23 protein-coding genes are annotated in these 23,734 nt (G+C 54.7%); 14 read left to right on the top strand and 9 right to left on the bottom strand.

Features of this window, described 5'->3' with window-relative positions; translation table 11 throughout:
• Positions 1 to 96 precede the first annotated feature (96 nt).
• Together GBC03_05845 and rpmE are read right to left on the bottom strand one after the other, a co-directional pair.
• A complete protein-coding gene (locus GBC03_05845) occupies positions 97 to 777 on the bottom strand; it encodes a hypothetical protein (protein QFS69767.1) in 681 nt (226 codons plus the stop codon).
• A 353-nt stretch (positions 778 to 1,130) separates the two neighbouring features.
• On the bottom strand, positions 1,131 to 1,343 hold the full coding sequence (rpmE, locus tag GBC03_05840; GenBank protein ID QFS69766.1) for a 50S ribosomal protein L31: 213 nt from the start codon (positions 1,341 to 1,343) through the stop codon (positions 1,131 to 1,133).
• A gap of 262 nt (positions 1,344 to 1,605) precedes the next feature.
• Between rpmE and priA the strand changes: the two genes are divergently transcribed.
• The 8 genes from priA to GBC03_05800 all read left to right on the top strand — a co-directional run bounded on the left by priA (position 1,606) and on the right by GBC03_05800 (position 10,527).
• A complete protein-coding gene (gene priA, locus GBC03_05835; protein ID QFS69765.1) occupies positions 1,606 to 3,804 on the top strand; it encodes a primosomal protein N' in 2,199 nt (732 codons plus the stop codon).
• Between the two features lie 156 nt (positions 3,805 to 3,960).
• Positions 3,961 to 4,986, top strand: coding sequence for a DNA-binding transcriptional regulator CytR (gene cytR / locus GBC03_05830; GenBank protein ID QFS69764.1), 1,026 nt, complete (start codon positions 3,961 to 3,963; stop codon positions 4,984 to 4,986).
• Between the two features lie 85 nt (positions 4,987 to 5,071).
• Positions 5,072 to 6,055: a cell division protein FtsN gene (gene ftsN / locus GBC03_05825; protein QFS69763.1), complete on the top strand. Its 984-nt coding sequence runs from the start codon at positions 5,072 to 5,074 to the stop codon at positions 6,053 to 6,055.
• A 91-nt stretch (positions 6,056 to 6,146) separates the two neighbouring features.
• A complete protein-coding gene (hslV, locus tag GBC03_05820) occupies positions 6,147 to 6,677 on the top strand; it encodes an ATP-dependent protease subunit HslV (GenBank protein QFS69762.1) in 531 nt (176 codons plus the stop codon).
• Positions 6,678 to 6,686: 9 nt separating this feature from the next.
• The gene (hslU, locus tag GBC03_05815; GenBank protein ID QFS69761.1) at positions 6,687 to 8,018 is read left to right on the top strand and encodes an HslU--HslV peptidase ATPase subunit; all 1,332 of its coding nucleotides are present in this window, start codon (positions 6,687 to 6,689) and stop codon (positions 8,016 to 8,018) included.
• Positions 8,019 to 8,084: 66 nt separating this feature from the next.
• Positions 8,085 to 9,014, top strand: a complete 930-nt coding sequence (gene menA / locus GBC03_05810) for a 1,4-dihydroxy-2-naphthoate polyprenyltransferase (GenBank protein QFS69760.1) — start codon at positions 8,085 to 8,087, stop codon at positions 9,012 to 9,014.
• Positions 9,015 to 9,106: 92 nt separating this feature from the next.
• A complete protein-coding gene (gene rraA, locus GBC03_05805; protein QFS69759.1) occupies positions 9,107 to 9,592 on the top strand; it encodes a ribonuclease E activity regulator RraA in 486 nt (161 codons plus the stop codon).
• 191 nt (positions 9,593 to 9,783) lie between these two features.
• On the top strand, positions 9,784 to 10,527 hold the full coding sequence (locus GBC03_05800; protein ID QFS69758.1) for an SDR family oxidoreductase: 744 nt from the start codon (positions 9,784 to 9,786) through the stop codon (positions 10,525 to 10,527).
• Between the two features lie 204 nt (positions 10,528 to 10,731).
• Here GBC03_05800 and zapB read toward each other — a convergent pair whose 3' ends face one another.
• Positions 10,732 to 10,977, bottom strand: a complete 246-nt coding sequence (gene zapB, locus GBC03_05795) for a septal ring assembly protein ZapB (GenBank protein ID QFS69757.1) — start codon at positions 10,975 to 10,977, stop codon at positions 10,732 to 10,734.
• Between the two features lie 388 nt (positions 10,978 to 11,365).
• Between zapB and glpF the strand changes: the two genes are divergently transcribed.
• The 4 genes from glpF (at position 11,366) to GBC03_05775 (ending at position 15,757) form a co-directional block, all read left to right on the top strand.
• Positions 11,366 to 12,211: a glycerol uptake facilitator protein GlpF gene (gene glpF / locus GBC03_05790; protein QFS69756.1), complete on the top strand. Its 846-nt coding sequence runs from the start codon at positions 11,366 to 11,368 to the stop codon at positions 12,209 to 12,211.
• A gap of 22 nt (positions 12,212 to 12,233) precedes the next feature.
• Positions 12,234 to 13,742 (top strand): glycerol kinase GlpK, encoded by a 1,509-nt coding sequence (glpK, locus tag GBC03_05785; GenBank protein ID QFS69755.1) that lies wholly within the window; start codon positions 12,234 to 12,236, stop codon positions 13,740 to 13,742.
• A gap of 160 nt (positions 13,743 to 13,902) precedes the next feature.
• The gene (glpX, locus tag GBC03_05780) at positions 13,903 to 14,913 is read left to right on the top strand and encodes a class II fructose-bisphosphatase (protein ID QFS69754.1); all 1,011 of its coding nucleotides are present in this window, start codon (positions 13,903 to 13,905) and stop codon (positions 14,911 to 14,913) included.
• A gap of 97 nt (positions 14,914 to 15,010) precedes the next feature.
• Positions 15,011 to 15,757: a ferredoxin--NADP(+) reductase gene (locus GBC03_05775; protein ID QFS69753.1), complete on the top strand. Its 747-nt coding sequence runs from the start codon at positions 15,011 to 15,013 to the stop codon at positions 15,755 to 15,757.
• 43 nt (positions 15,758 to 15,800) lie between these two features.
• On the opposite strand, the gene GBC03_05770 is transcribed toward GBC03_05775, so the two are convergent.
• Positions 15,801 to 16,220, bottom strand: coding sequence for a DUF805 domain-containing protein (locus GBC03_05770; protein ID QFS69752.1), 420 nt, complete (start codon positions 16,218 to 16,220; stop codon positions 15,801 to 15,803).
• A gap of 100 nt (positions 16,221 to 16,320) precedes the next feature.
• On the opposite strand from GBC03_05770, the gene GBC03_05765 reads away from it, so the two are divergent.
• Together GBC03_05765 and tpiA are read left to right on the top strand one after the other, a co-directional pair.
• Positions 16,321 to 16,923: a DUF1454 family protein gene (locus GBC03_05765; GenBank protein QFS69751.1), complete on the top strand. Its 603-nt coding sequence runs from the start codon at positions 16,321 to 16,323 to the stop codon at positions 16,921 to 16,923.
• Positions 16,924 to 17,152: 229 nt separating this feature from the next.
• The gene (gene tpiA, locus GBC03_05760) at positions 17,153 to 17,920 is read left to right on the top strand and encodes a triose-phosphate isomerase (protein QFS69750.1); all 768 of its coding nucleotides are present in this window, start codon (positions 17,153 to 17,155) and stop codon (positions 17,918 to 17,920) included.
• A 44-nt stretch (positions 17,921 to 17,964) separates the two neighbouring features.
• Here the strand turns inward: tpiA and GBC03_05755 are convergent, their stop codons facing one another.
• The 5 genes from GBC03_05755 to GBC03_05735 all read right to left on the bottom strand — a co-directional run bounded on the left by GBC03_05755 (position 17,965) and on the right by GBC03_05735 (position 23,734).
• The gene (locus GBC03_05755; protein QFS69749.1) at positions 17,965 to 19,437 is read right to left on the bottom strand and encodes a DASS family sodium-coupled anion symporter; all 1,473 of its coding nucleotides are present in this window, start codon (positions 19,435 to 19,437) and stop codon (positions 17,965 to 17,967) included.
• Positions 19,438 to 19,549: 112 nt separating this feature from the next.
• On the bottom strand, positions 19,550 to 20,854 hold the full coding sequence (locus GBC03_05750) for a citrate transporter (protein QFS69748.1): 1,305 nt from the start codon (positions 20,852 to 20,854) through the stop codon (positions 19,550 to 19,552).
• Positions 20,855 to 20,939: 85 nt separating this feature from the next.
• The gene (locus GBC03_05745) at positions 20,940 to 21,662 is read right to left on the bottom strand and encodes a UTRA domain-containing protein (GenBank protein QFS69747.1); all 723 of its coding nucleotides are present in this window, start codon (positions 21,660 to 21,662) and stop codon (positions 20,940 to 20,942) included.
• 62 nt (positions 21,663 to 21,724) lie between these two features.
• Positions 21,725 to 22,765, bottom strand: coding sequence for an ADP-ribosylglycohydrolase family protein (locus GBC03_05740; protein ID QFS69746.1), 1,041 nt, complete (start codon positions 22,763 to 22,765; stop codon positions 21,725 to 21,727).
• An 18-nt stretch (positions 22,766 to 22,783) separates the two neighbouring features.
• The gene (locus GBC03_05735) at positions 22,784 to 23,734 is read right to left on the bottom strand and encodes an aminoimidazole riboside kinase (GenBank protein QFS69745.1); all 951 of its coding nucleotides are present in this window, start codon (positions 23,732 to 23,734) and stop codon (positions 22,784 to 22,786) included.

Genomic DNA, 23,734 nt, shown 5'->3' with positions numbered 1-23,734 from the left:
TATTCACGCGAAAATGAGAACAAGCGTATTTTGCGTATTGAAAGGCAACTTGATGATGTTTTGTTTAGATAAATTTCACGTTAACGGAATTAACAATCAGAAGTTATAACCCAGACCCACGCGATAACGCGTCTGGCGATCGTCCGTCGTTGTTGTGTTATAACCAGAAGAAACGTTACCCACTTCAACAAAAGGAACCCAGGATCCTATCTTATAAGCAACACGGAAGTTATATTCATAATCTTCATTTTTGTTGTTATACAAATCTTCACTATCGGCAATTTTATAAATGCCGTTAAGTTCAAACATCCAGTTATTGACGTTATAACCGAGCCACGCTTCCGGGCGATAGACCATCCGGTCATCTTTGCCGTCAGCATTTCTGCGCATATATTCCTGACGATAGCGGAACGCAGTCCACCAGTTATCATTGATATTATACTGTACGCGAAGATAAGGCTTATAGATCGCTATATTATCACCCGTTTCCACCGCGATGCCCGGCTGCCAGATGAGCCCCTGCCAGGTGAATTGATAACTTGCCGTATACTCGTTGCCATTACTTTCCATATTGTTCCACGCATCATTTGATTGCGCATCATCGGAACGAGAGATAGCTTCTACTGCCACACCAAAACCAGTCGCAAAGCGGTGAGACATATAAACACGGTCATAGTTACGTCCATCATCATAATATTCATGACGATAATCTACATAGCCTGCGTGAGCGGCCCCAGATAATAATGGAATAAGTAATAATGCATATCCACGCTTCATAGCAATCCCTCTCAATAGAAAACGTCAAAAACAATCTGACCTTATCAGCACCACCACTGCTAAAACGACATGATGAAAATAAGGGACAGAATTAATTTTATATTACGTAATGAAGTTTATTTAAGCGGGGAAGCTAAAACCTTTTAAATTTTGCCAGCAACTAAAAATCATGGCAAAAAAAGAAAGATAAGAGAGATGAACATCACCAATAGAAACAATTTACCGAAAAATTAGAAACGGCATTTCAAGTTAGTTTCTCGTTATTTATTCAAGGCGTCAATAAAAAATATAAAAAAGATAAAATTCAGATACAAAAAAAGCGCCAGTCGGCGCTTTTTTTTGACAGCTGAAACTTATTTGCTGCCCGGGATGTTGAAACGCTTGTTGAAGCGGTCAACACGGCCACCGGTTGCAACGTCACGCTGTTTGCCAGTGTAGAACGGGTGGCATTTACCGCAGACGTCCAGGTTCAGATCGTGACCTACGGTAGAGCGAATTTTCATGACGTTACCGCAAGAACAGGTAGCAGTAATTTCTTCGTATTTCGGGTGAATATCTTTTTTCATGGGAAAACCTCAGTTTAAGGCCGCGTCGCTCTTCCAGCCCTAACGCCAGACACCACGCGATGTTAATTTTTACCCGTCGCCTTTCACACCGCTGATATGTTGGCTGCGTGAAATTCTCGGGTAACGGTCAAGTTTTGACACAATCAATTTGCATCAAAGGCGGCGAATCATACAGAAATTAGCCCGCTCATGCAAACTGATTCGCTCATCACCCATGAGTAATGTGTATACTAACCGGCCAGATTTCAAGTCAGGATGATTTATGCCCGTAGTGCACGTTGCCTTACCCGTTCCGCTCCCTCGCACCTTTGACTATCTTCTGCCGGAAGGCATGAATGTCAAAGCAGGGTGTCGCGTGCGCGTACCGTTTGGCAAACAGCAGGAGCGCGTCGGGATCGTAGTCTCGGTTAGTGACAAAAGCGAGCTGCCGCTGAATGAACTGAAAGCTGTCGTTGATGTGCTGGATGATGAGCCGCTCTTTTCGACCTCCGTCTGGCGTCTGCTGATCTGGGCGGCGGATTATTATCATCATCCCATTGGCGACGTGCTGTTCCATGCCCTGCCCATCCTGCTGCGTCAGGGGAAACCAGCCACCAACACGCCAATGTGGTACTGGTTTGCCACCGAAGAGGGCCAGGCCGTTGATCTTAATAGCCTGAAACGTTCCCCCAAACAGCAGCAGGCGCTGGCCGCGTTGCGACAGGGGAAAATCTGGCGCGATCGGGTCGCCGACCTTGAATTCAACGATGCCGCGCTTCAGGCTCTGCGTAAAAAAGGCTTGTGTGAACTGGCGAGCGAAACCCCAGGTTTTAGCGACTGGCGCACGCACTACGCGGTTTGCGGCGAACGTCTGCGACTGAACACCGAACAGGCCACCGCCGTTGGCGCAATTCACAGCGCGTCAGACTGTTTCTCCGCCTGGCTGCTGGCCGGGGTGACGGGGTCAGGTAAAACCGAAGTTTATCTGAGCGTACTGGAAAACGTTCTGGCACAGGGTAAGCAGGCGCTGGTGATGGTGCCGGAAATTGGTCTGACGCCGCAAACCATCGCCCGTTTTCGCGAACGGTTCAACGCGCCGGTGGAAGTGCTGCATTCCGGCCTCAATGACAGCGAGCGCCTTTCTGCCTGGTTGAAAGCCAAAAACGGCGAAGCGGCGATTGTCATTGGCACACGCTCCTCCTTATTTACGCCGTTTAAAAATCTTGGCGTGATCGTTATCGATGAAGAACACGACAGTTCCTATAAACAGCAGGAAGGCTGGCGCTATCATGCCCGCGATCTGGCGGTCTGGCGCGCCCATAGCGAACGCATTCCGATAATCCTCGGTTCGGCAACTCCGGCACTGGAAACGCTGTGTAACGTGCGGCAGAAAAAATACCGGATGCTGCGCCTGACGCGCCGCGCCGGAAACGCGCGTCCCGCGACTCAGCACGTGCTGGATTTAAAAGGTCAGCAGGTACAGGTCGGTCTGGCACCGGCGCTGATCGCCCGTATGCGCCAGCATTTACAGGCCGACAACCAGGTGATTTTATTTCTCAATCGCCGGGGCTTTGCGCCTGCGCTGCTTTGCCACGACTGCGGCTGGATTGCGGAGTGTCCGCGTTGCGATCACTACTACACCCTGCATCAGGCACAGCACCATTTGCGCTGTCATCACTGCGACAGCCAGCGTCCGGTGCCACGTCAGTGTCCTTCCTGTGGCTCTACGCATATGGTACCGGTCGGATTGGGCACTGAGCAGCTTGAACAAGCGCTGGCTCCCTTCTTTCCCGGCGTGCCGATTTCCCGCATTGACCGCGATACCACCAGCCGCAAAGGGTCGCTTGAGCAGCATCTGGCACAAGTGCATCGCGGTGGCGCAAGGATCCTGATCGGCACCCAGATGCTGGCAAAAGGTCACCACTTCCCTGACGTGACGCTGGTTGCGCTGCTGGATGTGGACGGCGCGCTGTTCTCGGCAGATTTCCGCTCAGCAGAACGCTTTGCCCAACTTTATACGCAGGTTTCCGGGCGCGCAGGACGCGCTGGCAAACAGGGAGAAGTGGTTTTGCAGACCCACCATCCGGAACATCCGCTGCTACAGACTCTGTTGCATAAGGGCTATGACGCATTCGCTGAACAAGCGCTGGCGGAACGGCAAACTCTGCAACTGCCGCCGTGGACCAGTCACGTCATTGTGCGCGCAGAAGATCATCATAATCAGCAGGCGCCGCTGTTTTTGCAGCAACTGCGTAATCTGATTCAGGCCAGTCCGCTGGCTGACGATAAGCTCTGGATTTTAGGCCCGGTACCGGCACTGGCGCCGAAGCGCGGCGGACGCTATCGCTGGCAGATTTTATTGCAGCATCCGTCACGGATTCGTTTGCAGCATATCGTGAGTGGCACGCTAGCACTCATCAATACGTTACCGGAGTCGCGCAAGGTGAAATGGGTGCTGGATGTCGATCCCATCGAGGGATAGCCCCCTCAGATGCGAGGCGGATCGTAAAATTCAACATTCATCACACTTTTTATGAAAATTCTGTAACCGTTTCCATCCGCTATCTGATAAAAATGTTTTCGATGTGAATTTAAACAGGGATTGTGCTGCGCCGAATTTTCCAGGCGAGGAGAAAGAGTGAAACCGAATAAGCAGGCCGCTGCCGCTACAATGAAAGATGTTGCCATAAAGGCGAAAGTCTCAACGGCAACGGTGTCCCGCGCGCTAATGAACCCCGATAAAGTCTCTCAGTCCACCCGAAACCGGGTTGAACAGGCAGCTGTAGAAGTGGGGTATTTACCGCAGGCGACGGGTCGCAATGTTAAACGTAATGAATCGCGAACGATCCTGGTGATTGTCCCGGATATTTGCGATCCCTTCTTTAGCGAACTGATCCGTGGGATCGAGGTCACCGCCGCCAGTCATGGCTATCTGGTGTTGATCGGCGATTGCGCGCACCAGAACCAGCAGGAAAAAACCTTCGTCAATCTGATCATCACCAAGCAAATTGATGGCATGTTGTTGTTGGGCTCTCGTCTGCCGTTTGACGCCAGTATTGAAGAGCAGCGCAATCTGCCGCCGATGGTGATGGCGAACGAGTTTGCGCCGGAGCTGGAGTTGCCCACCGTCCATATCGACAACCTGACCGCTGCCTTCAATGCCGTGAACTATCTGCATGAACTGGGACATCAGCGCATTGGCTGCATTGCCGGGCCGGAAGAGATGCCGCTATGTCATTACCGCTTGCAGGGTTACGTGCAAGCGCTGCGCCGTTGCGGTGTGACGGTGGATCCGCACTATATCGCTCGCGGGGATTTCACCTTCGAAGCTGGCGGCAATGCGCTCAGGCAGTTGTTCGAATTGCCGCAACCGCCGACAGCGGTATTCTGTCATAGCGATGTCATGGCGCTCGGCGCCCTCTCATGGGCCAAACGTCAGGGCATCAAAGTTCCGGATGACCTGTCGATTATTGGTTTCGACAACATCGCCCTGGCGGAATTTTGCGATCCGCCGCTGACCACCGTTGCGCAACCGCGTTTCGAAATTGGTCGTGAAGCGATGCTGTTGCTGCTTGACCAAATTCATGGACAAAATGTCAACAGCGGCTCGCGTTTGATGGACTGTGAACTGATCCTTCGGGGTACCACGCGTGCCTTAACGTAAACCTTTCAGACACGGTGTCTGGTCAAAGGCCCGCCGCTTAAGTAACATGGCGGGCTGACGAACAAATCAATACAGCGAAACGATAGTGGCACAACGAGATTATGTACGTCGCGGCCAACCGGCACCTTCGCGGCGCAAAAAGAGCACCTCACGGAAAAAGCAACGCAACACGTCTGCGGTATCGCCCGCAATGGTCGCCATTGCCGCCGCCGTTCTTGTGGCCTTTATCGGTGGTTTGTACTTCATTACGCATCATAAGAAAGAAGAATCCGAAACGTTGCAGGGTCAGAAAGTGACCGGTAACGGGCTGCCGCCGAAGCCGGAAGAGCGTTGGCGCTATATTAAAGAGCTGGAAAGCCGCCAGCCGGGCGTACGTGCGCCGACAGAACCGTCTGCAGGCGGTGAAGTGATGAAGCCGGATCAACTGACCAACGAACAGCGCCAGTTGCTTGCGCAAATGCAGGCCGATATGCGCCAGCAGCCAACGCAACTCAACGAAGTACCGTGGAACGAGCAGACACCGGCACAGCGTCAGCAAACGTTGCAGCGCCAGGCTCAGCAACGTCAGGTTGAGCAACAGCAGCAGCAGTGGAACAGCACGCCACCGGTTCAACAGCCGCGTACGCAGCCGCAGACACAAACGCGCACAGCGCAAACGGCACCGGTACAGCAACCGTCGAAGCCTGTCGCGCAGCCGCAGAAACCTGCGGCAACGTCACAGCCGTATCAGGATCTGCTGCAGACCCCTGCGCACACAGCGGCGTCTGCGCCGAAAACACAACCTGCCGCTCCGGTTGAGCGCGTGCCAGAAGCACCGAAGCCGACTGCGGAGAAGAAAGACGAACGTCGCTGGATGGTGCAGTGCGGTTCGTTTAAAGGCGCTGAACAGGCAGAAACCGTGCGTGCACAGCTGGCTTTCGAAGGCTTTGACTCCAAAATCACCACCAACAATGGCTGGAATCGCGTGGTTATCGGGCCGGTGAAAGGCAAAGAGAATGCCGACAGCACGATTAGCCGCCTGAAGATGGCGGGTCACACAAACTGTATTCGACTCGCCTCCGGGGGTTGAAACCCCCAAAATCCCCCCCATCTATACTTGCATTACGCCCCGTACACCGTGCGGGGCTTGTATTCTGTATTTGTAACCAAGGGGTCTGCTCGTGACAACAATAGTAAGCGTACGCCGTAACGGCCATGTGGTTATCGCCGGTGATGGTCAGGCCACACTGGGTAACACCGTAATGAAAGGCAACGTGAAAAAAGTACGTCGTCTGTACAACGACAAAGTCATTGCTGGCTTTGCGGGAGGTACGGCGGATGCGTTCACGCTGTTTGAACTGTTTGAGCGCAAGCTGGAAATGCATCAGGGACATCTGGTCAAAGCCGCCGTTGAGCTGGCGAAAGACTGGCGTACCGACAGGATGCTACGCAAACTTGAAGCGCTGTTAGCAGTCGCAGATGAAAACGCCTCCCTTATCATCACCGGTAACGGTGACGTCGTGCAGCCGGAAAACGATCTGATTGCCATCGGCTCCGGCGGTCCCTACGCCCAGGCTGCGGCACGTGCTCTGCTGGAAAACACCGAGCTCGGCGCTCGCGACATTGCTGAAAAAGCGTTGGATATTGCAGGTGATATCTGCATTTACACCAACCATTTCCATACCATTGAAGAATTACCGTCTAAAGCGTAAGGATCTCCCATGTCTGAAATGACCCCACGCGAAATCGTCAGCGAACTGAACAAGCACATCATCGGCCAGGATAACGCCAAGCGTTCCGTGGCGATTGCACTGCGTAACCGCTGGCGCCGCATGCAGCTCGACGAAGAACTGCGCCATGAAGTCACACCGAAAAACATTCTGATGATAGGCCCCACCGGTGTCGGTAAAACCGAAATCGCCCGTCGTCTGGCAAAGCTTGCCAACGCGCCGTTCATCAAAGTAGAAGCGACAAAATTCACCGAAGTAGGTTATGTCGGTAAAGAAGTTGACTCTATCATCCGCGATCTGACCGATGCCGCCATCAAAATGGTTCGCGTCCAGGCGATCGAGAAAAATCGCTATCGTGCAGAAGAGATGGCAGAAGAGCGCATTCTTGATGTGCTGATCCCACCGGCTAAAAATAACTGGGGCCAGGCGGAACAGCAGTCTGAACCGTCTGCTGCGCGTCAGGCATTCCGTAAAAAACTGCGCGAAGGCCAACTCGACGATAAAGAAATCGAGATCGATCTCGCTGCTGCACCGATGGGCGTGGAAATCATGGCGCCTCCGGGAATGGAAGAGATGACCAGCCAGTTGCAGTCCATGTTCCAGAACCTGGGCGGGCAGAAGCAGAAAGCGCGTAAGCTGAAAATCAAAGACGCGATGAAGCTGCTGATTGAAGAAGAAGCAGCCAAACTGGTGAATCCGGAAGAGCTGAAACAGGAAGCGATCGACGCTGTTGAGCAGCACGGGATCGTGTTTATCGACGAAATCGACAAAATCTGTAAGCGCGGCGAATCCTCCGGCCCGGACGTGTCCCGTGAAGGCGTACAGCGCGACCTGCTACCGCTGGTTGAAGGCTGCACCGTCTCCACCAAGCACGGGATGGTCAAAACCGACCACATTCTGTTTATCGCCTCTGGGGCGTTCCAGGTGGCGAAGCCGTCTGACCTGATCCCGGAACTGCAGGGTCGTCTGCCGATTCGCGTGGAACTGCAGGCGCTGACCACCAGCGACTTTGAACGCATTCTGACGGAGCCTAATGCCTCTGTCACCGTGCAGTACAAAGCACTGATGGCGACTGAAGGCGTCAACATTGAGTTTACTGAATCCGGTATCAAGAAAATTGCTGAAGCGGCATGGCAGGTTAACGAGACCACCGAAAACATCGGTGCCCGTCGTCTGCACACCGTTCTGGAGCGCCTGATGGAAGATATTTCCTATGATGCGAGCGATTTGAATGGTCAAAGCATAACAATTGATGCGGATTATGTGAGCAAACATCTGGATGCGCTGGTCGCAGATGAAGATCTGAGCCGTTTTATCCTATAATCGCGTTCACTGCATTTTCATCACTGTTGATGGGGCTGAAAGGCCCCATTTTTATTGGCGCTAAATATGACTGAACAACAACAAATTAGCCGCTCCCAGGCCTGGCTGGAAAGCTTACGACCCAAGACCCTACCGCTCGCCTTCGCGGCGATCATCGTCGGTACGGCCCTGGCATGGTGGCAGGGATACTTTGATCCGCTGGTCGCTCTGCTGGCACTCATTACGGCAGGGCTTCTGCAAATCCTGTCAAATCTCGCCAACGATTATGGCGATGCCGTTAAGGGCAGCGACAAGCCGGACCGCCTCGGACCGCTGCGTGGGATGCAAAAAGGGGTGATCACCCAACAGGAGATGAAGCGCGCACTGATCATCACCGTCGTACTCATTTGTTTGTCCGGTCTGTCGCTGGTTGCCGTGGCGTGCCGTACGCCGGCGGATTTTGTCGGTTTCCTGGTGCTTGGCGTGCTGTCGATTATTGCCGCCATCACCTATACCGTGGGCAATCGTCCCTATGGCTACATCGGCCTGGGTGATATTTCCGTGCTGGTTTTCTTTGGCTGGCTGAGCGTGATGGGCAGTTGGTATCTGCAGGCGCATACGCTGATCCCGGCGCTCATTCTTCCGGCAACCGCCTGTGGTCTGCTGGCCACTGCCGTGCTTAACATCAATAACCTGCGCGATATCAACAGCGACCGGGAAAACGGAAAGAATACGCTGGTCGTTCGCCTCGGTGCCGTCAATGCCCGTCGTTACCATGCCTGTCTGCTGATGGGGACGCTGGTCTGCCTGGCGCTGTTTAACCTGCTTTCGCTGCAAAGTCCGTGGGGTTGGCTGTTCCTGTTGGCCGCACCGGTACTGGTTAAACAGGCGCGTTACGTTATGCGCCAGATGGAACCGGCGGCGATGCGTCCGATGCTCGAACGTACGGTAAAAGCCGCGTTGCTGACTAACCTGCTGTTTGTCGTCGGGATTTTCTTAAGTCAGTGGGCAAGATAACTGACAAATATCAATTAACAATTGATGATTTTGCCAACAGTACACATAGCGCGATATACTAAAAATTCTCGCAGCAACTGAACGTTAAGCCTATGAAATACGATACTTCCGAGCTTTGTGACATCTATCAAGAAGATGTCAACGTCGTGGAACCGCTGTTCTCTAACTTTGGAGGACGGTCGTCGTTTGGCGGACAAATCGTCACGGTGAAATGTTTCGAGGACAACGGGTTGCTGTATGATCTGCTCGAACAAAATGGTCGTGGACGCATTCTGCTGGTCGATGGCGGCGGTTCTGTCCGTCGTGCGCTGGTCGACGCCGAACTGGCGCGTCTGGCGGTACAGAATGAATGGGAAGGGCTGGTCATCTACGGCGCAGTGCGTCAGGTAGACGATCTGGAAGAGCTGGACATCGGCATTCAGGCGATTGCCGCGATTCCGGTAGGTGCAGCAGGTGAAGGGATTGGGGAAAGCGATGTCCGCGTCAATTTTGGCGGCGTGACGTTCTTCTCCGGCGACCATCTGTACGCCGACAATACGGGAATCATCCTCTCCGAAGACCCACTCGATATCGAGTAAAGAAAATACCGCCATTCGGTGTGATGCCAGTCGGTTAAACAACTGACTGGCAATTTACTTCGATTCTGGACATCTCCAGATCCTCTTTTTTGTCACTTCACCCTTTCGATTCCCCCATTCAGCGCATTGACGAAGAGAAAACTCTCTCTATACCTAATGATGAATCTCATCACTCTCGTCACGAGGTCATCATGCATATCGATCTGACAGGTAAAAAAGCGCTGGTTACCGGAGCCAGTCGTGGATTAGGGCGCGCTATTGCACTGTCGCTGGCAAAAGCCGGTGCTGATGTTGTTATAACCTATGAAAAATCTGCGGAGAAAGCCCAAGCCGTTGCCAATGAAATTACAGCACTCGGCCGCCATGGCGAGGCTATTCAGGCAAACAGTGCAAACGCTCAGGCTATTCAGAACGCCGTAAATCACACGATACAGTCACTGGGAGGATTAGATATTCTGGTCAACAACGCAGGGATCGCACGCGGTGGCCCGCTGGAGTCGCTGTCACTGGAAGACATCGACGCGTTGATTAACGTGAATATCCGTGGCGTGGTGGTAGCCATACAGGCCGCGTTGCCACATCTCCCTGAAGGTGGGCGGATTATCAATATTGGCAGTTGCCTTGCCAACCGTGTCGCCCAACCGGGGATTGCTGTCTACGCGATGACTAAATCAGCGCTCAACTCGCTAACCCGTGGCCTGGCTCGTGATCTCGGCCCGCGGGGTATTACCGTCAACCTTGTCCATCCCGGCCCAACGGACAGTGATATGAACCCAGCAGATGGCGAACAGGCGGACGCCCAACGACAGCTTATTGCGACAGGGCATTACGGTACACCGGAGGATGTTGCAGCGGCGGTGACGTTTCTGGCAAGCCAAGCGGCTGGGCAGATTTCCGGCACGGGTCTGGACGTGGATGGAGGTTTGAATGCCTGAAACTAACGTTGTATCGCGGTAACGCTATGATATTGCCGGATGACGGCTTGCGCCTTATCCGGCCTACATGACTTACCGCAATCCGCTAAAGATTTCGCGTTAGGGCAAGGCGGTAAGCGCATGAATCCCCAGGAGCATAGATAACCATGTGACTGGGGTGAATACGCGCAGCCAACGCCGCCATAACGTGAAATATGACGAGGATTAGACTTCTTCCATGCGGCCCAGCAGCGCCTGCAGACGATCCTGCCAGCCATTCTGTTGTTCTCTCAGAGACTGGTTTTCGCGCTCGAGCTCTTCGCGGCCATGCTGTGCAGATTGCACTTCCTGTGACAGCGAGTTGTTCTTCTCTTTCAGCTCTTCAATTTCCATCTGCAACAAGGTGATGGTATCAATCGCCTGCTGTACTTTTGCTTCCAGTTTCTCAAACACTTCTAAAGACATGGTCATACTCTCCTGAATTGCAAGGCGACGCTTCACGTGAACGCGCACAATATATAGTGCCGATTGTATGAAGCCCCGTCCTCGCTGTCCAGCAGCATCCCGCGCTGATTGCGGTTTACAACACTTTTCAGTCGACTCTTACAGACAATAACCCCCTAACCCTTAAGTGTTAATACTTTGGTTAATGAAATGATTCAGCTCACACTGTTTTTGTATAACAAAACGCGCTTTATGGCGCGAAAACGCTCATTTTATTGACGGAGCACACACATTTTAAGTTCGATATTTCTCGTTTTTGCTCGTTAACGATAAATTAACAGTGTGCCTACAGGGCATCGCGGACGTCAGTGACCTCCTCGCATACAATAAACATTAAACTCTTCAGGATCCGATTATGAGTCAAACATCAACCTTAAAAGGCCAGTGCATTGCTGAATTCCTCGGTACCGGGTTGTTGATTTTCTTCGGTGTGGGGTGTGTCGCTGCGCTTAAAGTCGCGGGTGCGTCTTTTGGACAGTGGGAAATCAGCGTTATCTGGGGACTGGGGGTAGCCATGGCTATCTACCTGACCGCAGGTGTGTCTGGCGCACATCTCAACCCGGCAGTCACGATTGCATTGTGGCTGTTTGCGTGTTTCGACAAGCGCAAGGTTGTTCCTTTTATCCTTTCTCAATTTGCCGGTGCCTTTTGCGCAGCGGCGTTAGTTTACGGGCTTTACTACAATCTTTTCGCCGACTTCGAACAGACGCACCACATTGTACGTGGCAGCATTGAGAGTGTTGATCTGGCCGGCACTTTCTCAACGTATCCCAACCCACATATCAATTTTGTGCAGGCCTTCGCGGTTGAAATGGTGATTACCGCTATCCTGATGGGGCTTATCCTGGCGCTGACTGATGACGGTAACGGTGTACCGCGTGGCCCGCTGGCTCCATTGTTGATTGGTTTACTGATTGCGGTTATCGGCGCATCCATGGGCCCACTGACCGGGTTTGCGATGAACCCGGCGCGTGACATTGGTCCGAAAGCGTTCGCCTGGCTCGCGGGCTGGGGTAATGTCGCCTTCACCGGTGGCAAAGATATTCCTTACTTCCTGGTGCCGCTGTTTGGCCCCATCGTTGGCGCTATTTTGGGCGCTTTCGCCTATCGCAAGCTGATCGGTCGCCATTTACCGTGCGATACCTGTGCCGTGGAAGAGAAGGAAACCACGACCACTTCACAACAAAAAGCTTCGCTGTAATGTGACTACGGGACAAATAATTATGACTGAGAAAAAGTATATCGTTGCGCTCGACCAGGGAACCACCAGCTCCCGCGCCGTCGTGATGGATCATGATGCCAATATAGTGAGCGTTTCACAGCGCGAGTTTGAGCAGATCTACCCGAAAGCAGGCTGGGTAGAACACGACCCGATGGAAATCTGGGCAACACAGAGCTCTACTCTGGTGGAAGTGCTGGCCAAAGCGGACATCAGTTCCGATCAGATTGCAGCTATCGGGATTACTAACCAGCGTGAAACTACCATCGTCTGGGAACGTGAAACCGGTAAACCTATCTATAACGCGATTGTCTGGCAGTGTCGTCGGACCGCGGAGATCTGCGAGCGCCTGAAGCGCGATGGCATGGAAGAATACGTCCGCAATAACACCGGGCTGGTCATTGACCCGTATTTTTCCGGCACCAAAGTGAAGTGGATCCTCGACCACGTTGAAGGCTCCCGTGAGCGCGCACGTCGCGGCGAACTGCTGTTCGGTACCGTTGATACCTGGCTTATCTGGAAAATGACGCAGGGACGCGTACACGTGACGGATTACACCAACGCCTCACGTACTATGCTGTTCAACATCCACACGCTGGACTGGGACGACAAGATGCTGGATGCGCTGGATATTCCACGTGCCATGCTGCCGGAAGTCCGTCGTTCTTCTGAAGTCTACGGTCAGACCAACATTGGCGGTAAAGGCGGTACGCGTATTCCTATCTCCGGCATCGCCGGTGACCAGCAGGCGGCGCTGTTCGGCCAACTGTGTGTGAAGGAAGGGATGGCGAAAAACACTTACGGCACCGGCTGCTTTATGCTGATGAATACCGGCGAGAAAGCGGTGAAGTCCGAGAACGGGCTGCTGACCACCATCGCCTGTGGCCCGACCGGAGAAGTGAACTACGCGCTGGAAGGCGCCGTGTTTATGGCGGGCGCCTCCATTCAATGGCTGCGTGATGAAATGAAGCTCATCAGCGACGCCTTCGATTCCGAGTATTTCGCGACCAAAGTGAAGGACACCAACGGCGTGTACGTGGTGCCGGCCTTTACGGGTCTGGGCGCGCCTTACTGGGACCCGTATGCGCGTGGGGCGATCTTCGGTTTGACCCGTGGCGTGAACTCCAACCACATCATTCGCGCAACGCTGGAATCGATTGCCTACCAGACTCGCGACGTGCTGGAAGCGATGCAGGCAGACTCCGGTATTCGCCTGCACGCTCTTCGCGTGGACGGCGGCGCGGTTGCCAACAACTTCCTGATGCAGTTCCAGTCTGACATTCTCGGCACGCGCGTTGAGCGTCCGGAAGTGCGTGAAGTGACGGCGCTGGGTGCAGCCTACCTGGCCGGTCTGGCGGTTGGTTTCTGGCAGAACCTCGATGAGCTGCAGGAGAAAGCGGTTATCGAACGTGAATTCCGCCCTGGTATCGAAACCACCGAGCGTAACTACCGTTACAGCGGCTGGAAGAAAGCGGTCAAACGCGCGCTGGCGTGGGAAGATCACGAAGAGTAATCGTGAATTGCCGGATGACGACGCGAACGCGTCTTATCCGGTCTACGGATTGTATTACGTGTGCGGGGGGCAACCCCGCACACTCACCCTCTGATATCAATAATTCCCTCCCCTCCCCTGTGCTACACTTCGCGCCATTCCTTTTTGCTACGAGTTTGCTATGAGACGAGAACTTGCCATCGAATTTTCCCGCGTAACCGAAGCGGCGGCGCTGGCTGGCTATAAATGGTTGGGACGCGGTGACAAAAACACCGCCGACGGTGCTGCGGTTAACGCCATGCGCATTATGCTAAACCAGGTCAACATTGACGGAACCATCGTGATTGGTGAAGGCGAGATCGACGAAGCGCCAATGCTCTACATTGGTGAGAAAGTCGGTACCGGTCGCGGCGACGCGGTGGATATTGCCGTCGATCCCATCGAAGGTACGCGAATGACGGCGATGGGCCAGGCCAACGCGCTGGCCGTTCTGGCCGTCGGTGACAAGGGCTGCTTCCTGAACGCGCCGGATATGTACATGGAAAAGCTGATTGTCGGGCCGGGCGCAAAGGGCAGCATCGATCTCAATCTGCCGCTGGAAGAGAACCTGCGCAATGTCGCTAACGCGCTGGGCAAACCGCTGAGCGAACTGACGGTGACGATTCTGGCGAAACCGCGCCATGATGAGGTGATCGCAGAGATGGCGACGCTGGGCGTACGTGTATTCGCGATTCCTGATGGCGATGTTGCCGCTTCCATCCTGACCTGTATGCCGGACAGTGAAGTGGATGTGCTGTACGGAATTGGCGGCGCGCCGGAAGGCGTGGTGTCCGCTGCGGTGATCCGCGCGCTGGATGGCGACATGCAGGGCCGTCTGCTGGCGCGTCATGATGTTAAAGGCGATAGCGAAGAGAACCGCCGCATCGGCGAACAGGAGCTGGCGCGCTGTAAAGCAATGGGCATCGAGGCCGGTAAAGCGCTGCGTCTGGATGAGATGGCGCGCAGCGACAACGTCATCTTCTCTGCAACCGGCATTACTAAAGGCGATCTGCTGGAAGGGATTAGTCGTAAAGGTAATATCGCGACCACCGAAACGCTGCTGATCCGCGGAAAATCACGCACCATCCGCCGCATTCAGTCGATTCACTACCTCGATCGCAAAGACCCGGACGTGCAGACACATATCCTTTAACGAATTTGTTCATTAGAGCCTTCCAGCCCCCTTCAGGCTGGAAATCTTTCTGCCAACAAACGAAGATAAGGGAACGAGACCCGTACAGGAGAAAACCATGGCAGATTGGGTAACAGGCAAAGTCACAAAGGTACAGAACTGGACCGATGCCCTGTTTAGTCTGACCGTTCACGCCCCCGTTCATCCCTTCACCGCCGGTCAATTTACCAAGCTCGGTCTTGAGATTGACGGCGAGCGCGTCCAGCGCGCTTACTCGTATGTGAATGCCCCTGATAATCCCAATCTGGAGTTTTACCTGGTCACCGTACCTGACGGTAAGCTGAGCCCGCGTCTGGCAGCACTGAAGCCCGGCGATGAGGTGCAGGTAGTGAGCGAAGCCGCTGGTTTCTTTGTGCTGGATGAAGTGCCGGACTGCGACACGCTGTGGATGCTGGCAACCGGCACCGCCATCGGCCCCTATTTATCGATTCTGCAGTTGGGTAAAGATCTCGATCGCTTCAAAAACCTGGTGCTGGTCCATGCCGCACGTTACGCCGCTGATTTAAGCTACCTGCCGCTTATGCAGGCGCTGCAAACGCGCTACGAAGGCAAACTGCGGATCCAGACGGTGGTAAGCCGTGAGACGGTCGCAGGTTCACTGACCGGTCGCGTTCCGGCGCTGATTGAAAGTGGTGAACTGGAAAAAGCGGTAGGCTTAGTGATGGATAAAGAGACCAGCCATGTGATGCTGTGCGGGAATCCGCAGATGGTTCGCGACACGCAGCAGTTGCTGAAAGAGACCCGGCAAATGACTAAACATTTGCGCCGCCGACCGGGCCACATGACCGCAGAGCACTACTGGTAAGCACGTTGCCGGACAGGCGGCCTCGCCTTATCCGGCCTGCACTTTACCTGAACTTCACATTCTGGGTGTCTTTGCCGTATTTATTTACGCCCAGGGTGCCGACAAACGCCCCCAGATCGATAATCGTCATAATGAGGATCAGCGTCGGCACAAAGCGTCCGACCACCCATTGCCACATCCCCGGAAGAATGGCCCAGTTGCCGGCTAACAGCATCCAGGCAAGAATAATCAATAACGCCCACAGCCCTGAACGCCCACGATCGTGCAGACGTTTCACCGTAACTGCCGCCGTCGGCCAGAGCAGACACACAAGCGCAAAGGGGGCTATCTGATCGGGGAGTAATTTTTGACTCTCGAGCGAAAACAGAACCACCATGCTGACAATCCACAGCGCAATCCAGATCCAGAAATCACGGCGTCCGATACGCCCTTTAAATGAGAATAACCACTGCTGTAAGGTCATGCCTGTTCCTTTAAAATGACTATCTTCGACAGTTTACCCTTTTGACAAGCCAGACGGTTATCGTTTTAATCGTGAACAGTCATAACGAAAGGTAAGATTGATGAAGCCAGGATGTTCACTGTTTTTATTATTGTTTTCTGCGATATTCTCCAGCACCCCGGCGCTGGCGGCTGAGCCATTGACAGCCACCACCGCACCGTATTTGCTCGCTGGAGCCCCCACGTTTGATCTTTCCATCAGCCAGTTTCGCGAAAACTTTAATACGCAAAATCCGAAGCTTACCTTAAACGAATTCCGCGCGATCGACAGCAGTCGTGACAAAGCCAACCTCACCCGTGCGGCCAGCAAAATTAATGAAAATCTCTATGCTTCGACCGCCCTTGAGCGCGGGACGTTGAAGATCAAGAGTATGCAGATAACCTGGCTGCCGATTCAGGGGCCGGAACAGAAAGCGGCAAAAGCCAAAGCGCTGGAGTATATGGCGGCGGTGATCCGCACCGTTGCCCCCTTGCTAACCAAAGAGCAGAGCCAGAAAAAGCTGCAAAAGCTGCTTACCGCCGGGAAAAATAAGCGCTATTACGCAGAGACCGAAGGCGCAATTCGCTATGTTGTCGCAGATAACGGCGAAAAGGGGCTGACCTTCGCAGTTGAACCGATTAAGCTGGCGTTATCTGAAAACCTGGACGGGTCCAATTCCCCCTAAATTATTCACGTTTCAGGAAGGCGGCGACGCAACGAATCCCCAGGAGCTTACATCAGTAAGTGACTGGGGTGAGCGAGTATAGACAACGCACCTGTAACGCGGAGAATGACGGGGAGATGATAAAAAGCAAAGCCTTTCCGGGGAGTGATCTCTATACTGTTTCACAGACCATGCTGCCCTGAGGGGCGGCCATCTTCCTTAATTCGCTGACAAAGCGTGGAGAATAGAAATGCGACATCCTTTAGTGATGGGTAACTGGAAACTGAACGGCAGCCGCCACATGGTAAACGAACTGATTGCTAACCTGCGTACAGAGCTGGCTGGCGTCGCAGGCTGCGCGGTAGCGATCGCGCCGCCGGAAATGTACATCGACCTGGCAAAACACGCTGCGGCCGGTAGCCACATCCTCCTGGGCGCACAGAACGTTGACCTGAACCTGTCCGGCGCATTTACCGGTGAAACAAGCGCTGAAATGCTGAAAGACATCGGCGCGCAGTACATCATCATCGGCCACTCTGAGCGTCGTACTTACCACAAAGAGTCTGACGAACTGATCGCGAAAAAATTCGCCGTGCTGAAAGAGCAGGGTCTGACGCCGGTTCTGTGCATCGGTGAAACCGAAGCTGAAAACGAAGCGGGCAAAACAGAAGAAGTGTGCGCACGTCAGATCGACGCCGTTCTGAAAACCCAGGGTGCTGCGGCATTCGAAGGCGTCGTTATCGCTTACGAACCCGTTTGGGCGATCGGCACTGGCAAATCCGCAACGCCAGCGCAGGCACAGGCTGTTCACAAATTCATCCGTGACCACATTGCCAAAGCAGACGCGAAAATTGCTGAGCAGGTCATCATCCAGTACGGCGGTTCCGTAAACGCAGCCAATGCGGCAGAACTGTTCACTCAGCCGGACATCGACGGCGCGCTGGTTGGCGGTGCTTCCCTGAAAGCTGATGCTTTCGCGGTGATCGTGAAAGCGGCTGAAGCAGCAAAACAGGCTTAAGTTGTGTAGCCGGGGGGAACCTCTCCCCCCGGCTTATCTCCGTATTACCAGTATCCCAGCCAGTGCCACCAGAAAGCCCCGGTTACCGCCCAGATAGTCAGGTTCACCACACTCATCACCAGCCCCGTCTTCCACCATTCCGCCAGCGTGGCGTAGCCAGAGCCAAAAATAATCGGCGCGGTACCCGTGCCATAGTGGGTGAGCGACATCATCAGCGAGGAGGAGAAACCGAGCATCAGCCCCAGCAGAGCCGGTGGTGCGCCCAGACCTAACCCCGCGATGAAGAAGGCGGAGAACATGGCCGTGATATGCGCCGTGGTGCTGGCGAAAAAGTAGTGAGAATAGACGTAAAGCAGGATCAACAGCAGCGTCGCGATACTCCAGTGAACGCCAAGATGATTGATTGCCGTCCCCACACTCGTCGCCAGCCAGCCGACCAGTCCCAGTTTACTGAGGAAATCCGCCATCATCACCAGCGCGGCAAACCAGACAATGGTATCCCAGGCACCGCGACACTTAAGGATATCCTCCCAGTTTAAGACCCCCGTCACCAACAGAATCGATAAGCCGATCAGCGCCGCGCTAGTGGGGTTCACGGTCCAGCCGCTGCCCATGATCATCGCAGGAACGCCAGCCCACAGACAGAGCAGCAAAATGAATACCGCCAGCGTGATTTTCTCTGCCAGCGACAGCGGGCCGAGAAGATCCAGCTTTTGCCGGGCGAACTGCGGCGCGTTAGGCGTGCGGGTAATGGCGGGTGGATAGAGCCACCAGATGACGATGGGCATCACCAGCAGCGAGACCACCGCCGGAAGGAGCGCCGCAATGGCCCACATCCCCCAGGTCATAGTCAGTACCCCGTCCGTCCCCTGAGTCAAAAAGGTGACAATGAGAGGGTTAGGAGCGGTTGCGGTGATGAACATCGCCGAACTGATGGGGTTAATGTTGTAATTCACCAGCGCCAGATAGCGACCCGTTGAGCCATTTTCACTGTTGCCAGGCTGCGACCCGAGGCTGTCGGCGATGGCCCGCATTACCGGGTGGATAATACCGCCACCGCGCGCCGTGTTGCTTGGGGTGACGGGGGCAATCAGCGTTTCTGCGAGCGTTAATGCCCACGCGATACCTAAGGTTCGCTTACCAAACAACGCAATAAATCCGTAGCCGATGCGCGCGCCGAGTCCTGTTTTTAGCAGGCTTTGCGACAGCATGATCGATAAACCAATCAGCCAGATCAGTTGGTTGGAAAAACCGCTCAGCGCATCGTTAAGCGCCGCAGCTGGCTTACCGGGATTCGTCACACCGGTCATCGCCACCAGCATGATAGCCACAACGGCAATCGCCCCAATGGGCATGGCTTTACCGATAATGGCCGCAATAGTGCCGATAAACAGTGCCAGCAGATGCCACGCCTGTGGCGTCACGTCCGCAGGACATGGGATGATAAACCAGATAGTCAGTGTGATAACAATCGAGATAATGGCGGGCCAGCAGCGAATAGGGGTCAATCTGTCCATGGATCAATCCTTGAGTATCCTGCGCATAAGTATGCGTTTCGATATTAACCGTCATTCGTGCCGGTAAAACTCACCGCCCTCTCACAAAACCAAAATTATCAGGTAATTAACACTACAATTTGCCTAATAGATTAAACCACGCATAGTCCAGTGGCAGCAGGACCAGATACGTCGCCACCGCCAGCACCAGGCACAGCAACATCCCGGCTCTCGCCGGCACTCTTCCCAGCGCCATCGCCACCACAATAGGCGATGCCTGATACGGCAACAGCGGCGTTGAGTAGCCCAGCACCTGAATCATAATCACCGACAGCAGTGGGAATTGCGTTGCCTCAGAAAAGCTCTGCGCCAGGGTGGTATACAGCGCCGGAACGCCGTTAGCGGTCATGATAAAGTTAAGTGCGGTGGTGATGCCGGTCAGGGCGAGAAAACTGGTGAACGGTTTCTCCGGGTCCAGCGGCATCACGTGCAGCAGCGCCTCACCGACCGCATCGCCAATGCCGGTTTGCGTCACCACGCTCGCCAGTCCAAGAATACCGGCAACATAAATGCAGGTGCGGATGTTAACCCCCGTGGAAAACTCCTCTCCGTTGATAAACCCGACGCGCGGTAACAGGGTGATGACCGCCGCCGCCAGTCCAGTCCATGCCGGGCCAATGCCATGCCAGCTTTCGCTGACCCACATCACCAGCACCACTGCCAGCATCCAGGCCAGTCGTTTTTCGTCGCGGCTCATCGGTTCCGGCGGCGTGAGTTCACGCGGCGCATGGGGTTTCCCGGGGAACAGCCCGCAGATCAGCGCAATCAACAACCCGCCTTTCAGCCAGCCTAATACCGGCGTATGCAGCAGCAGGTAAGGCAAATAGTTCAGGTGAATACCGTACGACCCTTCCGCCGCCCCGCTCATCACAAGGTTCGGTACGTTGGCAGGCAGAATAGTGGCGGAGAGCTGGAAGGTGCCAAAGCCCACGGCAAGCGCCAGTCCATACCACGCGCGAGTGCCATCGAGGATCCCGGCACGTTTCGCCATCGCGGCAACGACGGGCATTAGCAGCGCGATTCGTCCCATATTGGAGGGCATCACAAACGCCAGCGCATAGCTCAGCAGTACCACGCTTGAGACCATCAGCGGCCAGGATTCCGTTAGCCGTGAGGACAGCGCTCTTGCCGCCCTGTCTGCCAGTCCGGTTTTGCGGATCGCCACGCCCAGCACGAAGCCGCTGAATACCAGCCAGAACGCCGACGAGGCAAAACCGCCAAAGATGACGTCCGGTGGGGCGATTTTCGCCACCATCGCCACGGTGAAAAACAGCAGCGCGGTGATAAATTCCGGCAATAGCGAGGTCGCCCAGAGCAGGATGGTGACCACCACCACCAGCGAGGGCAGAAACAGAGGGTGTGAAAACCAGAGCGACATGCCTGTCTCCTGTTGTTTTTTTCAACAAGAATACGGGGGCATCTCCCTTCTGTAAACGCGCGTCTTCCCCTAAAAAAGCAGAGGGTTAGTGATAATGGATTTCGCCAAAGTAGTCAGACAGCACATAGTAGCGGCAATACTCAAAGGGGTGCTCTTCCCCCGCCATAAATGTCTGGCGCGCCACGGAAAGGAGCGGTTTGTTCTCAGCAATCTGTAGCTTCTCGCAGAGATCGGGACTGGGCAGAATGGCATCGACCTTTTCGATGGCCGAGTCGCTTTTGACATTCAACAGGTGATAAAGCGAGGTATGGGCCAGTTCATCCGCCGTCAGCGTTAACCCCGGGAAGAAGGAGAGATCGAGATAAATTTTCTCGTGGTTAAACGGGCGATTATTCAGGTATCGCACCCGAGAAATATAGAGATAGTGATGATGGGTCGGCAGGCTTAAACCATCTTCCTGCGCGTCGCGCGCCCGGCGTGTGGCGATCTCCAGAATGCGGTTCTCAACCGCCACGCTGGCATCACGCAGATCGCTGGTGATCCCGCGAAAGGTATGGCCATAGCTGACGCCTTCCGGCACCGCGCTCACCACAGAACCGCTTCCGCGCTGGGAGGTAATCACACCGGCGTTGATTAACTCACTCCACGCCTGCTTCACGACGATCAGCGACACGTTGTAGGTTTGCGCGATCGCTTTTTGCGTAGGCAACTGACTCCCCAGCGGCAGGGTGCCGTTCTGGATCTGCTGGCAGATGATATAAAACAACTGCTTATACAGCGGAGTGAAACTCGTTTTATCAACCTGCAAGCCATTTACCTCGAAAGTCTGCCAGTCGGGGACGGTTGTCGCCGCCCCCGCAGGGCAGCGCACTACCCTTTAATCTGTCTGGCGAGTTCAGCCAAATCGAAATGATTCATACGATTAACGGTAGTTAAATAGTCGGCAGGAAAAGCATCAGCACCGTGCCAGGCGCCGGAGAGTGCCCCAACCATGGTGGCGACGGTATCGGTGTCATTGCCGATATTAACGGCGGAAATAATAGCATCAACGGCAGAATTCGGACAACATGCGAACAAACCAAACGCCGCCGGAACGGCTTCGCTGACGTGCAGCCCGGAACCAATGATATCGGCGATGTCGACAATCGCCGTCTCCCAATGGGCGTGGCGTTTGCCGATCGCCACCGCCAGTTCGATACGACGCCCCACCGACGGCCCGGCGACCATCATCGCGCCCTGTTCTGCCGCCAGCGCATAGCCCCGGTCGGCACCGTAAATCCCGGCCGCAATGATGCTTTCCGCACTCGCCACAGGCTGTAGCGCTTCGCTGGTCGCCGCCGCCATCGCCGCAGCACCAGACATTGCCAGCACGTTGTTGTGGGTAAAACGGCAGATATCCAGCGCAGTCTGAATCGCTTTTTCAATATCGCCAGGATGCAATACGGCGGCAGGCCAAATCTTCATTGCCGCGCCGTTGGTGGCTTCCGCATTGCCTTTGTTGATAATCTGTACCGACTGCTTCTCCCCTTCCAGTTCCCCCTGCAGGGACGCACGGTTATCGTTAAAAATGGCTTTCATCGCGGCCCGGGTTGTTGGCCCGGTAAAATTGGCATAATACGGATAGGCCAGCCAGCGCTGAAAGGCTTCACGCATCGCCTCATCGCTCACCTGACGATGATGCTGTAACAGGGCGTCCATGATGTACTTCGCCTGAATAAAGTCATCGGTACACATTCCGGCCTCATTACAGCGACCAAACGTATCGGCGGGCGGTTTCTCAAAACCGGTCACCCAACCACCAAAGTATTCGCGAATCTGTTGCTGAGTGCGCACTTCGGTCGCCGCGCCCATCGCGTCCGCCGCAGCGGCACCAATCAGGCAGCCCAGTATTTTGTTAATTTCAACGTGCATGAATGACTCCTTAACGGTTTAGCATAATTTTTCCAGCGGATGACTGACGCGAAAGGCAGCGAGCTGTTCCGGGTAGGGCAGCGCGGTCATTGCCCCTTTTGCCGTGACCACCATCGCGCCACAGGCGTTGGCCGTGCCAATCGCCTGAGCAAGCAGGCGGCTATCCCAGTTAGCGGCCTGTGAAAGGGTATAGAGCAGCCCACCAACAAAGGCATCGCCTGCCCCGGTGGTGTCCACCACGGAAATTTTCGCAGTCGGGAACGCGCATTCGCCCTCTGGCGTCACCAGATACGCGCCCGCATCGCCCAGTGAGATAACGGTGGTATCGCAGCCGAGTTCACGCATCAGATAACGTGCGTCCTGCCAGCGCTCGACCTTACCCAGCCAACACAACTCATCGGCAGAGACCTTGCAGATAGAGGCCAGCGCAATGGACTGTGCGAGTAAGGGGGCGATTTCATGACGATCCCGCCACATGCTGACGCGCAGGTTGACGTCGAACATAACGTGCCCGCCCGCCGCCTTCATGCGTCTGGCACCTTCCAGACACGCCTCGCGCGCCGGACTGTCGGTCAGGCCAATCGAGCTGAAGTAAAACCACTCGTTAGCGCTGAAGGCCGGTAAATCCTGCACGGAGACAAAGGTGTCCGCGCCGGGATGCACCAGATAGGTAAAACTGCGTTCACCTTCTGGCGTCAGATTAACGACCAGCACCGCGCTGGTTTGCTGCGGGTCGAGGCGTAGCGAACTCACGTCCACTCCGTTGTCTGCCAGCGTCTGACGAAGGAAATGCCCGGCATCATCCTCTCCAAGGCAGCCGATAAATCCGCAGTCGCCTCCCAGTCGTGCGACGCAAACGGCGACGTTAGCCGATGCCCCGCCCGGACATTTCAGGTAAGAGTCCGTTCTTTCCGGCACCAGATCCACGGACGCATCGCCAATCACCCAGACTTTATTGAGATGATTCAT

The organism is Citrobacter telavivensis (genome assembly GCA_009363175.1).
GTDB classification, from domain to species: Bacteria; Pseudomonadota; Gammaproteobacteria; order Enterobacterales; family Enterobacteriaceae; genus Citrobacter_A; species Citrobacter_A telavivensis.
This window is presented reverse-complemented; position numbering and strand designations above follow the sequence as displayed.

Excerpts from the sequence above, each read along its gene's own strand:
- GBC03_05845 (QFS69767.1), bottom strand. The coding sequence starts at position 777 with ATGAAGCGTGGATATGCATTATTACTTATTCCATTATTATCTGGGGCC.
- rpmE (QFS69766.1), bottom strand. The coding sequence starts at position 1,343 with ATGAAAAAAGATATTCACCCGAAATACGAAGAAATTACTGCTACCTGT.
- priA (QFS69765.1), top strand. The coding sequence starts at position 1,606 with ATGCCCGTAGTGCACGTTGCCTTACCCGTTCCGCTCCCTCGCACCTTT.
- hslU (QFS69761.1), top strand. The coding sequence starts at position 6,687 with ATGTCTGAAATGACCCCACGCGAAATCGTCAGCGAACTGAACAAGCAC.
- menA (QFS69760.1), top strand. The coding sequence starts at position 8,085 with ATGACTGAACAACAACAAATTAGCCGCTCCCAGGCCTGGCTGGAAAGC.
- rraA (QFS69759.1), top strand. The coding sequence starts at position 9,107 with ATGAAATACGATACTTCCGAGCTTTGTGACATCTATCAAGAAGATGTC.
- GBC03_05800 (QFS69758.1), top strand. The coding sequence starts at position 9,784 with ATGCATATCGATCTGACAGGTAAAAAAGCGCTGGTTACCGGAGCCAGT.
- zapB (QFS69757.1), bottom strand. The coding sequence starts at position 10,977 with ATGACCATGTCTTTAGAAGTGTTTGAGAAACTGGAAGCAAAAGTACAG.
- glpF (QFS69756.1), top strand. The coding sequence starts at position 11,366 with ATGAGTCAAACATCAACCTTAAAAGGCCAGTGCATTGCTGAATTCCTC.
- glpK (QFS69755.1), top strand. The coding sequence starts at position 12,234 with ATGACTGAGAAAAAGTATATCGTTGCGCTCGACCAGGGAACCACCAGC.
- glpX (QFS69754.1), top strand. The coding sequence starts at position 13,903 with ATGAGACGAGAACTTGCCATCGAATTTTCCCGCGTAACCGAAGCGGCG.
- GBC03_05775 (QFS69753.1), top strand. The coding sequence starts at position 15,011 with ATGGCAGATTGGGTAACAGGCAAAGTCACAAAGGTACAGAACTGGACC.
- GBC03_05770 (QFS69752.1), bottom strand. The coding sequence starts at position 16,220 with ATGACCTTACAGCAGTGGTTATTCTCATTTAAAGGGCGTATCGGACGC.
- GBC03_05765 (QFS69751.1), top strand. The coding sequence starts at position 16,321 with ATGAAGCCAGGATGTTCACTGTTTTTATTATTGTTTTCTGCGATATTC.
- tpiA (QFS69750.1), top strand. The coding sequence starts at position 17,153 with ATGCGACATCCTTTAGTGATGGGTAACTGGAAACTGAACGGCAGCCGC.
- GBC03_05755 (QFS69749.1), bottom strand. The coding sequence starts at position 19,437 with ATGGACAGATTGACCCCTATTCGCTGCTGGCCCGCCATTATCTCGATT.
- GBC03_05750 (QFS69748.1), bottom strand. The coding sequence starts at position 20,854 with ATGTCGCTCTGGTTTTCACACCCTCTGTTTCTGCCCTCGCTGGTGGTG.
- GBC03_05740 (QFS69746.1), bottom strand. The coding sequence starts at position 22,765 with ATGCACGTTGAAATTAACAAAATACTGGGCTGCCTGATTGGTGCCGCT.
- GBC03_05735 (QFS69745.1), bottom strand. The coding sequence starts at position 23,734 with ATGAATCATCTCAATAAAGTCTGGGTGATTGGCGATGCGTCCGTGGAT.